This window comes from Agathobacter sp., assembly GCF_977054825.1.
Map to the genome: position 1 here is coordinate 94,976 of NZ_CDRTEH010000003.1, position 15,733 is coordinate 110,708.

General features: G+C 44.9%; 13 protein-coding genes. 4 read left to right on the top strand and 9 right to left on the bottom strand.

What is annotated here, in order from left to right; all coding sequences use genetic code 11:
- The first annotated feature begins 52 nt into the window (after positions 1-52).
- The 4 genes from ACW6PM_RS04575 to ACW6PM_RS04590 are packed head-to-tail and all read left to right on the top strand — an operon-like array spanning position 53 to position 1,908.
- Positions 53-334 carry a type II toxin-antitoxin system RelB/DinJ family antitoxin gene (locus ACW6PM_RS04575; RefSeq protein ID WP_308669799.1) on the top strand — a complete coding sequence of 94 codons (282 nt, stop codon included), beginning with the start codon at positions 53-55 and terminating at the stop codon, positions 332-334.
- Positions 331-615 (top strand): type II toxin-antitoxin system YafQ family toxin, encoded by a 285-nt coding sequence (locus ACW6PM_RS04580; RefSeq protein WP_012741929.1) that lies wholly within the window; start codon positions 331-333, stop codon positions 613-615. Before ACW6PM_RS04575 ends, ACW6PM_RS04580 begins: the two co-directional genes overlap by 4 nt.
- A gap of 60 nt (positions 616-675) precedes the next feature.
- Complete coding sequence (locus ACW6PM_RS04585; RefSeq protein WP_456056362.1) at positions 676-1,443, top strand: threonine/serine ThrE exporter family protein; 768 nt, start codon at positions 676-678, stop codon at positions 1,441-1,443.
- A gap of 3 nt (positions 1,444-1,446) precedes the next feature.
- Positions 1,447-1,908 carry a threonine/serine exporter family protein gene (locus tag ACW6PM_RS04590; protein ID WP_456056363.1) on the top strand — a complete coding sequence of 154 codons (462 nt, stop codon included), beginning with the start codon at positions 1,447-1,449 and terminating at the stop codon, positions 1,906-1,908.
- Between the two features lie 17 nt (positions 1,909-1,925).
- On the opposite strand, the gene ACW6PM_RS04595 is transcribed toward ACW6PM_RS04590, so the two are convergent.
- The 9 genes from ACW6PM_RS04595 to ACW6PM_RS04635 all read right to left on the bottom strand — a co-directional run bounded on the left by ACW6PM_RS04595 (position 1,926) and on the right by ACW6PM_RS04635 (position 15,733).
- Positions 1,926-3,803, bottom strand: a complete 1,878-nt coding sequence (locus tag ACW6PM_RS04595; protein ID WP_456056465.1) for an ABC-F family ATP-binding cassette domain-containing protein — start codon at positions 3,801-3,803, stop codon at positions 1,926-1,928.
- Positions 3,790-4,464: a GTP pyrophosphokinase gene (locus ACW6PM_RS04600; protein ID WP_308650250.1), complete on the bottom strand. Its 675-nt coding sequence runs from the start codon at positions 4,462-4,464 to the stop codon at positions 3,790-3,792. The genes ACW6PM_RS04595 and ACW6PM_RS04600 overlap by 14 nt, the downstream gene beginning before the upstream one ends.
- Before the next feature lie 423 nt (positions 4,465-4,887).
- Positions 4,888-5,151: a hypothetical protein gene (locus ACW6PM_RS04605; RefSeq protein ID WP_456056364.1), complete on the bottom strand. Its 264-nt coding sequence runs from the start codon at positions 5,149-5,151 to the stop codon at positions 4,888-4,890.
- Position 5,152: 1 nt separating this feature from the next.
- Positions 5,153-5,944 (bottom strand): TrmH family RNA methyltransferase, encoded by a 792-nt coding sequence (locus tag ACW6PM_RS04610; protein ID WP_456056365.1) that lies wholly within the window; start codon positions 5,942-5,944, stop codon positions 5,153-5,155.
- Between the two features lie 215 nt (positions 5,945-6,159).
- The gene (gene pfkA / locus ACW6PM_RS04615; protein WP_456056366.1) at positions 6,160-7,131 is read right to left on the bottom strand and encodes a 6-phosphofructokinase; all 972 of its coding nucleotides are present in this window, start codon (positions 7,129-7,131) and stop codon (positions 6,160-6,162) included.
- 63 nt (positions 7,132-7,194) lie between these two features.
- Complete coding sequence (locus ACW6PM_RS04620; RefSeq protein WP_456056367.1) at positions 7,195-10,695, bottom strand: DNA polymerase III subunit alpha; 3,501 nt, start codon at positions 10,693-10,695, stop codon at positions 7,195-7,197.
- Positions 10,696-11,253: 558 nt separating this feature from the next.
- Complete coding sequence (locus tag ACW6PM_RS04625) at positions 11,254-12,411, bottom strand: transglutaminase domain-containing protein (protein WP_456056368.1); 1,158 nt, start codon at positions 12,409-12,411, stop codon at positions 11,254-11,256.
- Between the two features lie 66 nt (positions 12,412-12,477).
- Positions 12,478-13,260: a TraX family protein gene (locus tag ACW6PM_RS04630; RefSeq protein ID WP_456056369.1), complete on the bottom strand. Its 783-nt coding sequence runs from the start codon at positions 13,258-13,260 to the stop codon at positions 12,478-12,480.
- 4 nt (positions 13,261-13,264) lie between these two features.
- A complete protein-coding gene (locus ACW6PM_RS04635; RefSeq protein ID WP_456056370.1) occupies positions 13,265-15,733 on the bottom strand; it encodes a glycogen/starch/alpha-glucan phosphorylase in 2,469 nt (822 codons plus the stop codon).

Here is a 15,733-nt window from a genome sequence, read left to right on the forward strand (position 1 = left end):
TCGTGCAAACATCATATAATAAATATAAATAATCTAAGGGAGGAACTTTATCATGGCTAAAACAACAACAAGTAATATCAGCATTCGCATGGATAGCAATTTAAAAGCTGCTGCTGAAGCTTTATATGAAGAATTAGGTATGAATATCAGCACTGCATTCAACATTTTTGTTCGTCAATCTTTACGAGAAAGAGGTATTCCATTCAAGATTACAGAAGGATCTCCAAATAAAGAAACTGTCTCAGCTATGCTTGAGGCAGAAAGGATTGCAAAAGACTCTACTATTGATGGTTATAAAGATGTAGATAAACTTTTTGCAGACCTTGATGCATGAGTAAATATGAAATCAAATACACAACACAATTTAAAAAAGATTATAAACTAGCAAAACGTCGTGGTCTTGATATCACTCTTTTAAAAGATATTGTTTCAAAAATTGCAAATGGAGAAATCCTTGATACTAAATATAAAGACCACCCTCTCTCCGGCAACTGGAGTGGTCACAGAGAATGCCATATACAACCTGATTGGCTGCTTGTGTATTATTTTGACAACGAAGTTTTAGTACTCACGCTTGCACGCACAGGTACACATAGTGACTTATTTGGTCTGTAAAATATCGTAATAATTCATATTTATTGTATACTATTATCAATTTATAAAGTGAGGTAACAAATGGCATACACTAAGGAAATACTGACTCTCGCCGTGGAAATTGGCGATTGTATGCTCAGAAACGGTGCAGAAATCTACAGAGTGGAGGACACTGTGGTTCATATACTAAGTTCATATGAGGTGGAGGAATTTGACGTATATGTGCTGTCAAACGGAATATTTGCAAGTGCAAATGAGAACAAGGAGGATGCCTGCAGCATCGTGCGCCACGTACCGCTTGGTGCTGTCAATCTGGCAAAGATCAGCGCGTTAAACCAGCTCGCAAGAGACATATGTGACCAGAAAATCTCCCTGATTGACTCATGGGACAGGCTTGAGCAGTGCAAAAATATCCCTAATTACAAAAAAAGCGCACAGATTTTCTTCTGTGGGCTTGGAAGTGCCTGCTTTTGCTATCTTTTTGGCGGAAGCTGGCTTGACTTTGTTTTTGCATTTGTTATCGGCTCACTGGAGCAGGTGCTTTTGTTTGGTCTTAAAAAATATAATTTCTCAAGGATCATCACCAATATCCTTGCCAGTCTTTTTGTGACACTGCTTGCCACTGCAAGTACACTTACAGGGCTTTCTCTTTTATCTGATAAAATCATTATAGGAGCTATCATGCCGCTTGTTCCGGGAATAGCATTTACTACCTCTATCAGAGATATCTATAACGGGGATTACCTGTCAGGCACAATACATCTGCTCGACGCACTGATCACAGCCGTTTGTGTTGCTGTGGGAGCATGTCTGCCGTTTGTTGTGATGAAATATATGGGAGGGCTTTAAGCTATGGAGTTTATAGTACAATTTATTGTGGCTCTCTTTGCCACATTATCGTTTGCAGTTATTTTTTCCGCTCCAAAAAAGGAGCTGTTTTACTGCGGTTTTATAGGAGCGTTTGGCTGGATCATCTACTATATAATGGTTCAGTTTGATATGGGTGTTGTGATTCCATCGCTTGTCGCGACACTGTGCCTTACAATAATGGCGCGCATTTTTGCGGCGGCACGCTCTATGCCTGTGACAGTTTATCTGCTTTCCGGTATCTTTCCTCTTGTGCCTGGAGCAGGAATTTTTTACACGGCATATTATCTTTTTACGAATGACAGAGCACTTTCCTCCTCAAAAGGTATTGAAACCTTTGAGGTGGCGGGTGCCATCGTGCTTGGTATCATATTCGGGTTTGGAATACCGCAGAGTTTGTTTAATCTGCTTAGAAAGGATAATTGCAATAAAAACGAATGCGTATAAACACAGTAAGACTATTACTAAGTTGTCAAATTTGCAATTTTCTGCGCCAGATCCTCGAGATACTCCCAGCGCTCCATTTTCTCCATCAGCTGTTCCTCGAGGTCTTCCTTTTCCTTTGTGAGTTCGTTTAACTTACCAAAGTTAGTGGCATTTTTAACCATCTCATCATCTATCTCCGAAAGACGTGTTTCGAGCTTTTCTATGTCAGCCTCTATCGTCTCGTACTCTTTTTGCTCTTTGTAGGTAAATTTGAGCTTTTTCTCATGGCCCCAGGTTTCCATGGATTTCTTCTTCCGGGCTTCTTTTGCGTCTGTATCATATGATGCAGTATTTCCCTGTACGCCTGCTACGGCTGCTCCTGTGGATGATTCATTTTCTGATACGGCTTTTCCTGACGCAGGCTGTGGACGTTTATCCATGTAGTCGGTGTATCCGCCCTCATACTGTACGATTTTTCCGGCTCCCTCAAATGCAAAAATACGCTTTACGATCCTGTCAAGGAAATACCTGTCATGGGATACAGTTATGACTATTCCGTCATAGCCATCCAGATAATCCTCTAAAATAGCCAGCGTCTCGACATCAAGGTCATTGGTCGGCTCGTCAAGTATCAGTACGTTCGGTGCGCTCATCAGCACACGAAGCAGATAGAGTCTTCTCTTTTCTCCACCTGAGAGCTTGCCTACAGGACTGTACTGCTGCTCCGGTGGAAATAAAAACCGCTCGAGCATGGCAGATGCTGACACAAGTCCGTCCGCCGTGCGCACAAATTCGGCAGCTTCCTTCACATAGTCTATCACTCGAAGCTCAGGATCTATATCCACTTCCTGACCGAAATATCCTATCTTTATCGTCTGTCCTATCTCCACCTCACCTGAATCGGGCTCGATAAAACCTGCAATTATCTTCATGAGAGTGGACTTTCCACAGCCGTTTTTGCCTACAAAACCGATACGGTCATTTTTCAGGAAAATATATGTGAAATCCTTTACACAGACAATATCTCCGTATGCCTTTGAAATGTCATGAAGCTCTATGGTTGTCCTTCCCATACGCGATGAAACCGATGAAAGCTCAACTTTTCCGTCTGTCTGTGGTCCTTTCTGATCGCGTAAAGCCTCATATCTTTGGATGTGCGCCTTCTGCTTTGTGGAACGCGCTCTTGCGCCGCGCTGCATCCACTCTATTTCCTTTCTGAGGATGGACTGGCGCTTACGCTCACTTGCCCTCTCACTCTCCTCTCTGGCTGCCTTAAGCTCAAGAAAGCCCGAGTAGTTTGTATCATAGCTGTAGGTCTGTCCTTTGTCCACCTCCACGATTCTGTTGCAGACACTGTCGAGGAAATAGCGGTCATGTGTGATCATGATGATCGCACCTCTGAAACGGCGCAGATAATCCTCCAGCCACTCCACCATCTCATAGTCTAAGTGGTTGGTCGGCTCATCAAGTATCAGCACATCACACGGCTTAAGTACGACTGTTGCAAGCGCAAGCCTCTTTCTCTGTCCTCCTGAGAGCTCACCGGTCTTTTGCGTCATATCTGTGATATCCAGCTTCATAAGAAGCGACTTTGCATCACTTTCTATGCTCCAGCGCATGTCCTCATCGAGCTGCGAGGTAACCACACGGCTCATCACATGCTCAAGCGCTGTCTCGTCCGGGTCAAACTCCGGATTCTGCGGCAGATAGTTTATCACTATGTGATTTGCTGTGGTGACAGTACCCTCATCCGGCTCTTCATCACCTGCCACAATCTTTAAAAGTGTAGACTTTCCTGTACCATTTATACCTATGATACCGATTTTTTCATTTTCCTGCACATAAAAGGAAGCTTTAGAAAAAAGCTTCCTTCCCGTATATGACTTTGTTATATTTTCAACATTAATGATGTTCATCTTCTCGTATTTTCTCCTCCCTCTCATGCTCCTGCTTCTCCTTTTCCTCAAGGATTGCCTCATTGAGCGAAAGCATCTTTGCATCAAGCTGCCCTACGATACCTGCACACTCACGCAGATCGCGGCTGATATAATCCGGAGCATTGCCCTCGAACTTGTAATATATCTTGTGCTCAAGGCTTGCCCAGAAATCCATAGCTATTGTACGAATCTGTATCTCAACCTTTGTGTCAACCACCTTGTTTGAAAGGAAAATAGGCACCGAAACAATCATGTGGTAGCTCTTATAGCCACTTGCCTTCGGATGCTTCATATAGTCCTTTACCGATATGACAGTCAGATCATTCTGCCTGCCAATCATCTCAGCAAGCCGGTATATATCGGAGGTGAACGAGCACACGATTCTGATGCCCGCTATGTCCTTTACATATGTGACCATATTCTCTATGGTGCTCTCGTAGCCGCCCTTTTTGAGCTTCTTAACTATGCTCTCCGGAGTCTTGATACGCGACTTTATGTACTCTATCGGATTATAATTATGTATGTGAACGAACTCGTCATTTAGTATCTCGAGCTTCGTATTGACCTCTTTCAGTGCAGAATTATATAGAAACATCATAGTCTCCCAGCTATCGATGCCCTCCGCAAACTCTTGTTCCATTAAAAACCTCCATGTGATATATTCACCTGATTTACAATTACCATAAATCAATTATAGCATATTTATTCGCATAATTGGCAAATTATACCCATTATTTATATATTTTTAATTCTTGTATATTTTTATGTGCACAGGTCCGCACACTGCAGGCACGGCGGCGCAAACGTACTCTCTCGTAAGCGCATAGCGAAGCCGTTTAGAAGCTGTTGAATTATGCTTCACAACCAGAAATGCACCGGCATGGACGCCGGGGCAAGGCGTTATGCGCCATGGACGGCGCATAAAAGCCGGTTTCGTCAAGCATAGAAAACCAAAAGACATAATTCCTACAGATTCTTAATGGCGTAGCGTAGCGAACGAGAGAGTACGTGTGTGCCACCGTGCCTGCAGCGTGCGGACCGTCATCATATCTATAATGAGATATCAATCCTCCTCGATAATGTGCATCTCGAGAAAATCAAAGTCAATATCCTCCACAAAATTGTCCTTCGTAAAACGAGTCTTTCCATGCCTCTTGAAATCACTTACGTTGCTGTCAAGCCAGATGGGCTTTCCCAGATCAAATGCAAGGCAGGCATCCTCAAGAGCCTTAAAAATCTTGTGTGTACGTGTATCGTCACTGTAATTTTCTATTGTAATATCACGCATCAGGTGCGTGTCCGTATAAATCTTAAACCAAATACGCATATTATTCTCCCAAAAGCCTTCTCTGACGGTTGCACTCATACATGAGCAAGGTAGCTGATATTGCGGCATTAAGTGACTCCACCGCGCCCTCCATAGGGATGCGGATGTATGTGTCTGCCATATCTGCTATCTCGTCAGACAGACCATTGCCCTCGTTTCCTATCATAAAACCGCATGCTCCGGTGTAGTCCGGTCTGTCGTAGGAACACTTTCCCTTTAAATGGGCTGCGTAGAGAGAAACTCCTTTTGACTTTGCATACTCTATAGTCTTTGGAAGGTCATCTGTGATGTAAAACGGCACACGGTAGAGTGAACCCATAGTGGAGCGCACAGTCTTTGGATTAAAAATGTCCACTGTCGTACGGTTCATTATGATGCCGCTTACACCTGCGCCCTCACCGGTACGGATCATGGTGCCTAGGTTTCCCGGATCCTGTATGCTCTCAAGCACAAGAAGCTCTGTTTTATCTCCATTAAACAGGTCATCTATCTCATAGTGCGGCATCCTTACTATAGCAAGCACCCCCTGTGGAGTCTGCGTATCAGACATGCTCTTAAACACTGAGTCGCTCACTATTTCTGTTTTGTCAAGGAAGCGCTTTTTCTCTTCCTTAAATCTGTCATCATTAAAAAATGACTCAGACATATATATGGCACTTACCCAGTCATATGGCGCCTCAAAGCTCATCTTTGGGCCCTCGACCACGAATACGCCCTGCTTTTTCCGCTCCTTTGCCTTGCTTAAAAGAGCCTGCACATTTTTTATATTTTTGTTTGATGCACTTGTAATCATTTTCTTCTCTTTCTATGTCGATGTATATTATCCTACTGCCAGTGATTTTCACTACATCATATGCTTACACATATGATAGACCTGCGGCTGATACCTATGCGCATTCATCGTTCACCGAATGCATAAATGCCCCTGCACCGGCACATGCACGCAATTACCTGCATTTAATGTGCCGGATACAAGGGCATTCATGTTTATTATAATTATACTAGATACTAAACCAGAGATTTAGAGATATCGTACATGTACTCGTCTACGCTCTTCTTCATAGCAAGTGCCTCGTCGATATCGAAATCTACGAAATTGCCATCCTTGTGTGCAACAACTCTGTTTGACTTGCCCTCGCAGAGTAAATCAACTGCCATAGCGCCCATGATTGTAGCGTATACACGATCCTTGCATGATGGGCTTCCACCTCTTTGCATATGTCCAAGGATAGTTGCACGTGTCTCGATGCCTGTTGCAGCCTCGATTTCCTTAGCCATCTCCTGTGAATGTCCTACACCCTCAGCATTGATGATGATGTAATGCTGCTTGCCGAGCTCTCTTGCATTAGCTACTCTCTTGATGAGTGCCTCAAGGTTGTTGTCATACTTCTCAGGAAGTAATATCTCCTCAGCTCCGTTTGCAAGACCACACCATAATGCGATGTATCCTGCTCCACGTCCCATAACCTCGATGATTGAGCATCTCTCGTGTGATGTAGATGTATCACGTACCTTGTCGATAGCCTCCATAGCTGTGTTGCAGGCTGTATCGAAACCGATTGTGTAATCTGTACATGCGATATCAAGGTCGATTGTGCCAGGAAGACCGATTGTGTTGATGCCAAGTGCAGCAAGCTTCTGTGCACCCTGGAAGGATCCGTCACCACCGATAACTACGATAGCATCGATGCCATGCTTCTTGCAGATCTCAGCACCCTTCTGCTGTCCCTCTGCTGTAACGAACTCCTTACATCTGGCTGTCTGTAAGATTGTACCACCGCGTGAGATTGTGTCTGAAACGCTCTTTGAATCCATATCCACGATCTCTTCATTTAACAGACCTGCGTATCCTCTCTTGATTCCTTTAACCTTCTTGCCCTTTGAGAGAGCCTGACGAACAACGGCACGAATCGCTGCGTTCATTCCCGGTGCGTCACCACCACTTGTAAGTACACCTATTGTGTTAATCTCTTTTGCCATTGGTATAACCTCCATATGTTAAAAAATTATCATTTATTCTAATCCCAATCTATTGTACTTGTTTTAGCATAATTTTTCAATATTCTTTTCAACAATTTTCGCATTTTCTTTATCCAAAAACTCTAAAAGCTGCTCCATGAGCTCATTATTTGCATTTACGGAATAATTTCTGCCAAGTTTTTTCATCTGCTTTGTATCTGCGATGTAAATTATGACCTCATCTCCTCCGTCAGATTCACGGATTGTATCAAGGAGCCTGCTCTCATTTTTCTTATAGTCATCCATCGTATCAAACCTGAGCCAGAGCTGCTTCGGAAGCTCATCAAACGGTACGATTCTCTCGCAGATTATCTTGCCGTTCTGCTCATCCTCGACTGTCGCATGTCCGATGACAAATATTTTAGCATCGTCCTGTAAATACCTCTGGTAGCGCTCGTAATCTCTCGGAAAAATAATCACCTCGACTGTTCCTGTCAGATCCTCTATCGTGATAAAAGCCATAGCCTGATTGTACTTGGTAAACTTAATCGTCTTTGTGGCTATCATGCCTCCGATTACCACGTGCGCATTGTCCTTTATCTTTACGGCACCGCTCTCCTCTTCAAGTACAAAATCTATCGCATTTGCTGTGATGTTTTTCTTTAGGGTAGCTGCATATTTTTCCAGTGGATGTCCGCTTAAATAGATGCCAAGCACCTCTTTTTCATATGCCAGGGCCTCTTCTGCATCATATTCACCAACATTTGGATACTTAAGCTCAAACGACTGCCTGTCCTCATCTGAGACCAGGTCAAACAGACTCATCTGCCCTGCCATAGTTGACTTTTTGTCATGCTGCACCCTGTCCACAATCGATGCATACACCATTGCCATCTGCTTTCTCGTGCCATCGAGTGAATCACAGGCGCCTGCCTTTATCAGATTCTCAATCGCACGCTTGTTGATAAGCTCCTTCTGGCAGGTTCTCTCTATAAAATCCGAGAGTGTGCGGAAGTTGCCGCCGCTATCTCTCTCCTCGATTATCTGGTCTATGACCGGCCTGCCGAGCGATTTGATGGCATACATGCCATATCTGACATGGTCTCCCTCAGCGGTAAACTCGCCCTGGCCACAGTTGATATCCGGCGGAAGCACCTTAATCCCCATATCACGACAGCTGTAAAGATACTGCGCCGCCTTGGCTGAATTGTCGATAACAGAGGTCATGAGCGCTGCCATAAACTCGACCGGATAGTAATTTTTGAGCCATGCAGTCTGAACACTGATTTTCGCATACGCGGCAGCATGTGATTTGTTGAACGCATACTTCGCAAAATCGACCATCGAATCGTATATGCTGTTGGCGGCTTTTTCATCTATGCCGTTTGCCACACAGCCCTTTATGCCGCGCTCCTTGTCTCCGTACACAAAGCTCTGGCGCTCTGCGTCGATGACATACTGCTTCTTCTTGCTCATGGCACGACGGATGTTGTCCGCCTGTCCCATTGTATAGCCCGCGAGCTTCTGCACTATCTGCATAACCTGCTCCTGGTATACTATACAGCCGTAGGTCGGCTCTAGAATACTCTCAAGCTCCGGCGTCACATAGCTTATCTCCTTTGGATTGTTCTTGCCCTTTATATAGTTTGGAATGAAATCCATAGGACCCGGACGGTAGAGTGAGATACCTGCCACGATGTCCTCAAAGCTCTGCGGACTAAGCTCCTTCATGAAGCTTTGCATACCGGCAGACTCGAGCTGGAATACCCCTTCTGTCTTTCCTGTTCCGATAAAGTCAAGTGTACCCTTGTCGTTGAAATCAATATGGTCAATATCCACATCAATGCCCTTTGATGCCTTGATATTCTTCACGGAATCCTTTAGCACCGTAAGTGTACGAAGCCCCAGAAAGTCCATCTTTAAAAGACCAAGCTCCTCGAGCTGTACCATATTGTACTCCGCGGTAGGGCTTCCGTCGTTTGCCCTTCCAAGAGGCACATAGTCGCTCGCCACCCCCGGATAGATTACCACTCCTGCCGCATGCACGGACGTATGGTTTGGCAGTCCCTCAAGCCTTTTGGCCATATCTATCATATCATGCACTCTGGCATCACTCTCGTAAATGCCCTTGAACTCAGGATTCATCTGAAGTGCCTTGTCAATCGTGATATTCAGCTCCTGCGGCACCATCTTTGCAAGCCTGTCAGTCTCTGCATATGGGAAATCCAGTGCCTTTCCGACTGATTTTATGACTCCTCTTGCAGCCATCGTACCAAAGGTGACTATCTGCGTTACAGAATCGTGTCCGTACTTCTGCTGAACATACTCTATGGCACGATATCTCTCCGCATACTCAAAGTCTACGTCGATATCAGGCATGGAAACTCGCTCCGGATTTAGAAACCTCTCAAAGAGCAGATTGTATTTAACCGGGTCAATATCCGTGATTCCGGTACAGTAGCACACCCTGCTTCCCGCCGCCGAGCCTCGTCCCGGGCCTACCCAGCAGTCGTGTGTGCGGCACCAGTTAATATAATCCCACACGATAAGGATATACTCTATAAAGCCCATGGTCTTTATGATACCAAGCTCATAGTCCATATCGGCATGTATCTTTTTAAGCTCCTCATCACTGTACTCGCCACATCCTATGTACTTCTCCCTAAAGCCCTTCTCACAGAGCTCTGTAAGGAAGGCTTCGGCGCTGTCATAACCATCAGGCACCTCATACTTTGGAATCTTGTAATTGCCAAACTCAAGCGTCACATTGCATCTGTCGGCAATTTTTTGTGTATTCTCAATAGCCTCTGTGGCATATGGGAAAAGCGCTCTCATCTGCTCCTCGCTCTTTACGAAAAACTGTCCGCCATCATAGCGCATCCTGTCCTCATCCGACACCTTTTTACCGGTCTGGATGCACAAAAGCACATCATGTGCCTCCGCATCGGATTCGTAGGTATAATGCACGTCATTAGTGCACACTAACCCTATTCCAAGCTCCTTACTCATCCTAAGCAGCTGCTGGTTCACAAGCTTCTGGTCATCAATGCCATGGTCCTGCAGCTCAAGGAAGAAATTGTCTTTTCCAAAGCAGTCCTGATACTTCCTTGCAATCTCCTTTGCCTCGTCATAAAAGCCTCTGACGATGTATCTCGGGATTTCTCCTGCCAGACAGGCAGACAGGCATATAATACCCTCGTGATACCTCTCAAGTGTCTCAAAATCCACTCGCGGCCTGTAATAATAGCCCTCTGTGAAGCCTATTGACACTATCTTCATGAGGTTGGCATAGCCTGTATTATTCTCAGCAAGCAGAATCAGATGATAATACCTGTCATCACCGTGGCTTGTCTCCCTGTCAAAGCGCGAATTTGGCGCCACGTACACCTCGCAGCCTATGACAGGATTGATATCGTTTGCCTTTGCCGTCTTGTAAAACTCCACCACACCGTACATATTGCCATGGTCTGTGATTGCGGCTGAGTTCATGCCAAGCTCCTTGACGCGCTTTACATATTCTTTTATCTTGTTTGACCCATCGAGCAGACTGTACTCGGTATGGGTGTGAAGATGACAAAATGACATTTGGATTCCTCTTTCTTTTATTTGTGCATCGCCGCCCGCCCTTCATGGGTTGTGCCACCCGGCGGGTACTGCGGCAGAACTCGTTTCAAATTGCTAATTTGTCGGTGTCGTTTTCGGCTCCTGCGATTGTTTATGTTCATTCGACAGCTGGACACTTGCGTCGTGGTGTTCGCCTGTGTCATACGCTTGATTTATGACGTGCCGTGTGGGAGTTACATGCCGCCTCAAACAAAAGTGGGCGCAAAAAATACTCGTTCAAGCAACACAGCCTGCCTCATATGATAAAAGTAAAAAGCGCGTTTGATTTTTTGCGCCTGATAAACTCTGTTTGAGGCGGCATTTACTCCCACTAGGCTAAGGAATTATGAAAGCGTATGCCACAGACGTACGCCGCGCCGAAAGTGTGCATCTGGCGAATGTACACAAACCCTGAGCCGAAATTCGACACCTGACAAATTAACGCAATTCTTACGAATTGTTCTGCCGCAGTACCCGCCGGGTGGCACAACCCATGAAGGGCGGGCGGCTATCTCCTCAAAATAAAAGGAGATAAGTTTATCAGCTTCCCAGCTCTATGTGTATAAACACCGCAAGCGAATTGGGCTCCTGCATATACGTGATAGTACCGCCTCTTGCCGTCGGTATGAGATATTTGTAATCACCCTTCTCGAAAAGACTGTGACACGCAGTATCATAGGTTTCTCTGTCTGCAAACTTGAACGTGATATAGTTAGATGACGTTGTCATGCCCTGTAAGACTTTAAGGTCATAGGAAGTAAAATACAGACCATTCCTGTAATAATAATCATCCTCCACAGTCGCTTCCTGCGGCAGCATATCCTCATTGTCCAATGTACGTGTGAGCTTTACCACATCAAGCGGCACTCCAAACCAGCTGTAGGATATGCCCTTTCCAAGATAATCGCCATCACCGTAGGTGCAGTCCACCGCACACCACGCACCGTCTAAATATACCATATTCCAGGCGTGGTTTGCATCAGATGTGGTACCTGTCACAATAAGCGAGCTGATGCCGGCCCGGTCACACAGATACTTAAACATCATCGCATAGCCCTGACAGACTGTCCTTCCAAGCACCGCTGAGTACATATCCTGGTTGTGGGGAGAATCCTCCTCATACTCGGCATGCTCTATTACATATTCATAGAAATGCACTGCCTTGTCATAATCTGATGCCCCTTCCTCAATACCAGCCATACAGGCTGACACATAGCCGGAAATCGCACTTGCTGCACTGTCGATATCCGACTCCGCCATATTGTATACAGGCGAAAAAATGATGCTGTTTCTCACAATATACTGGCTCTTTTCTATGTAGAAAAACTGCGGATTGTCCAGCAGCACAAACTGCTGTATACGGCTTACGTTGTCAGTGTCGGTAGTATTAAGTGAAATTCCGTCCATGCGCTTTTGCATCATCGCATAAATCTGCCTGTAAATAAGCTTATCGTCATCTGACAGCTTCTCGTAGTAGTAGTGATATTCCCCTGTAAATACCGACTCATCGTACTCTGTCTGTTCACCGTTTAAATAGTCTGTTGTGGTTTGCATTTGCCCCTTTACGGCTCTGTGTATAGCTGTAGGAAAATCAGCTATAGCACCGGTAAGCCCTCCTGCATTTAAGCATTTTGCAGCGAACATAAAGCAACAGGCGGCAAACACAAGTGCCAGTATGGTTTTTAAAAGCTTTTTCATCTATTCCCTCATTTCCACTATTATAATCAAATATAATCATAATTGACAGACTTTAACAGCATCTGCTTACAAAAGCTTGTGCGCCATAGAAAGCCTGCATATCAGATAAAGCACAAAAAGATGCACCGGGTAAAAGGCATAGAACACATATTTAAGTGAAATGCCTCTTTTTCCATTGTAATAGCGCAGCGGTATAAGCATAAACAGTGCAAAAAACTCTATGGTACCTGAGAAAAGCCCAAGCAGTATGACTGCCACCGCAAATGCAATCTCTCGGTTTGAAGAAAGCAGATACATCATGACAATGCAACCCACACCCGCTGCCCCATAATCGCAGCAAAGCACAAACTCTGCAATAATCATCATAACAAGCACCACTGATACCATTACTATACACCTGATCAGTGTGACAAAAAACCACTTAACTGCAGAGGATGACTTTTCTATTTTATCGACCGACTTAAGCCAGTCCAGCACTGTGATGGCAAGCAAGCCTAAAAGCAGTGTAAAAAACACATTGTTGCTCTTAAATTCAAGCACTGTATTGTTTATTGCAAGGTCAAACGGTATCTCAGAGATAAGCGCGAATATAAATAGTCTCGCAGCATATTTTTCCCTGCTGTGCGTATATTTAAAGCCCTCCACAAGCAGGAAGCAAAAAACAGGAAAGGCCATGCGCCCTATAGAACGCATGACCCAGTAGATATCAATAAGCGTTTGTCCACCTATCCCGTTATTTATCATCCGAAGAATAACCGTTGCCGCAGTATGGTCTATGAGCATGGTAAAAATGGCTATAAGCTTAAGCGTGCTGCCACTGATACCCGTCTTTGCGATAACTTTTTCCAAAATCCTATACTCCTGCCATATTTACGGTAATCCTGTCAAGATGCCAGATATCGTCCACATACTCCTGGATTGTTCTGTCTGATGAGAACTTTCCTACATTTGCGATATTGAGCAGTGCGCTCTTTCTCCATGCGCTCTTGTTCTTGTAATAATCATTAATCTTCTGCTGTGCATTTGCATATGAGCGGAAGTCTGCAAGGATAAAGTAGCGGTCAGCCACCTGTCCCTGCTGTGGATTGAGCAGTGAGTTGTAAAGCTCCCTGAAAAGCTCATGGTCATTTGGTGAATATGTGCCGTCTACGAGCTGGTTTACTACCTTTCTAAGCTCGGCATCGTTGTTGTATACATCAACAGGATTGTAGTCATGTCTGTTCTCGTGTGAGATGACCTCATCAGAACTCATTCCAAAGATAAACATGTTGTCAGCTCCCACCTCATCGAACATCTCGACATTTGCACCATCCATGGTTCCGATGGTGAGTGCTCCATTGAGCATGAACTTCATGTTTCCGGTTCCTGATGCCTCCTTGCTCGCTGTGGAAATCTGCTCGCTGACATCTGCTGCCGCAAAAATTATCTCGGCATTGGATACCTTGTAGTCCTCGATAAATACGACCTTGAGCTTGCCACCGATAGAAGCATCGTTATTTATCACATCAGCCACACTGTTGATGAGCTTGATCGTCTTCTTTGCATTTCTGTAGCCTGCTGCTGCCTTTGCTCCAAAAATGAATGTTCTCGGATAGAAATCCATAGACGGATTTTCCTTGATCTTGTTGTACAGATACATCACATGAAGGATATTCATGAGCTGTCTCTTGTACTCGTGAAGTCTCTTTACCTGCACATCAAAGATAGAATCCGGATTTACATCAATGCCGTTGTGCTCCTTGATATACTTGGCTAAACGCACCTTGTTTGCTCTCTTAATCTCTGCAAACTCCTGCTGTGCAACGGGGCTGTCAGCATAAGCCTTGAGCTTTGAAAGCAGTGAAAGGTCTGTAATCCAGCCGGCTCCCACCTTCTTTGTTGCCCAGTCTGCAAGGAGTGGATTTGCGTGTGCTAAGAATCTACGCTGTGTGATTCCGTTTGTCTTGTTATTGAACTTCTCAGGGAACATCTCATAGAAATCATGAAGCTCCTGATTCTTAAGTATCTCTGTGTGAAGCTTTGCAACACCGTTTACAGAGTAGCCTGCAACGATAGCCATATTTGCCATCTTGACCTGTCCGTCATAGAGGATTGCCATCTTTCTCACCTTGTCCTCATTGCCCGGATATCTCTCGTTAATCTGGATCACAAATCTTCTGTTTATCTCGTCAACAATCTGGTATACACGAGGAAGCAGTCTCTGGAATATCTCGATTGGCCACTTCTCAAGTGCCTCAGCCATGATTGTATGGTTAGTGTAGGCTACACATCTTGTAGTGATATCCCATGCATCATCCCATGGCAGATGCTCCTCGTCCACAAGGATTCTCATAAGCTCTGCAACTGCAACTGTAGGATGAGTATCGTTCATCTGGAAAACGACCTTATTCGGGAGATCCTTTAAATCGCTGTGATGCTTTTTAAACCTTGCAAGTGCACGCTGGATGCTCGCTGATACAAAGAAATACTGCTGCTTTAAGCGAAGCTCCTTGCCCTTTACATGGTTATCGTTTGGATAGAGCACCTCAACAAGATTTCTTGCAAGATTTTCCTGCTCCACTGCCTTGTCGTAGTCACCCTGGTCAAAGGACTCGAGAGAGAAGCCGTTCTTTGGCTCGGCATCCCAAATCATAAGTGAATTGACCACATTATTGTCATAGCCGACTATAGGCATATCATAAGGCACTGCAAGCACCGACTGATAGTCCTTCTGCTCAAAATGAAGCTCTCCGTTTTCATCTGTGCTCTCCTGCACATATCCGCCAAACTTGACCTCGTAGCAGTACTCAGGACGACGAAGCTCGAATGGATATCCGTCCTTGAGCCAGTTGTCGGGCACCTCTATCTGGAAGCCGTCTGAAATCTGCTGCTTGAACATACCGTATCTGTATCTGATTCCACAGCCGTATGCAGGGTATCCGAGTGTGGCAAGTGAATCCATAAAGCACGCTGCCAGTCTTCCGAGTCCGCCGTTTCCAAGTGCAGGATCCGGCTCCTGGTCCTCGATAGCATTGATATCCACGCCTATCTCATCGAGAGCCTCCTTGACCTCCTTGTACGCTGAGAGGTTTATGAGGTTGTTTCCGAGAGCTCTTCCCATCAAAAACTCCATGGACATATAGTAAACAACCTTTGGATCATCCTTGTCCATCACTCTTTGTGTGGCAATCCACTCATCCATGATGACATCCTTTACAGCCTCTGATACAGCCTGATAAAGCTCCTGCTGTGTGGCATCATCTATGGTCTTGCGATATTTATTTTTTAAATTGTCTGATACAGCCTTAATAAACACCTTTTTGCTAAACGTATTATCTCTCAT

Bases quoted from the DNA above. Each gene is read 5' to 3' on its own strand.
- ACW6PM_RS04610 (WP_456056365.1), bottom strand. From the start codon at position 5,944: ATGATTACAAGTGCATCAAACAAAAATATAAAAAATGTGCAGGCTCTT.
- pfkA (WP_456056366.1), bottom strand. From the start codon at position 7,131: ATGGCAAAAGAGATTAACACAATAGGTGTACTTACAAGTGGTGGTGAC.
- ACW6PM_RS04605 (WP_456056364.1), bottom strand. From the start codon at position 5,151: ATGCGTATTTGGTTTAAGATTTATACGGACACGCACCTGATGCGTGAT.
- ACW6PM_RS04590 (WP_456056363.1), top strand. From the start codon at position 1,447: ATGGAGTTTATAGTACAATTTATTGTGGCTCTCTTTGCCACATTATCG.
- ACW6PM_RS04595 (WP_456056465.1), bottom strand. From the start codon at position 3,803: ATGAACATCATTAATGTTGAAAATATAACAAAGTCATATACGGGAAGG.
- ACW6PM_RS04625 (WP_456056368.1), bottom strand. From the start codon at position 12,411: ATGAAAAAGCTTTTAAAAACCATACTGGCACTTGTGTTTGCCGCCTGT.
- ACW6PM_RS04635 (WP_456056370.1), bottom strand. From the start codon at position 15,733: ATGAGAGATAATACGTTTAGCAAAAAGGTGTTTATTAAGGCTGTATCA.
- ACW6PM_RS04620 (WP_456056367.1), bottom strand. From the start codon at position 10,695: ATGTCATTTTGTCATCTTCACACCCATACCGAGTACAGTCTGCTCGAT.
- ACW6PM_RS04600 (WP_308650250.1), bottom strand. From the start codon at position 4,464: ATGGAACAAGAGTTTGCGGAGGGCATCGATAGCTGGGAGACTATGATG.
- ACW6PM_RS04585 (WP_456056362.1), top strand. From the start codon at position 676: ATGGCATACACTAAGGAAATACTGACTCTCGCCGTGGAAATTGGCGAT.
- ACW6PM_RS04580 (WP_012741929.1), top strand. From the start codon at position 331: ATGAGTAAATATGAAATCAAATACACAACACAATTTAAAAAAGATTAT.
- ACW6PM_RS04575 (WP_308669799.1), top strand. From the start codon at position 53: ATGGCTAAAACAACAACAAGTAATATCAGCATTCGCATGGATAGCAAT.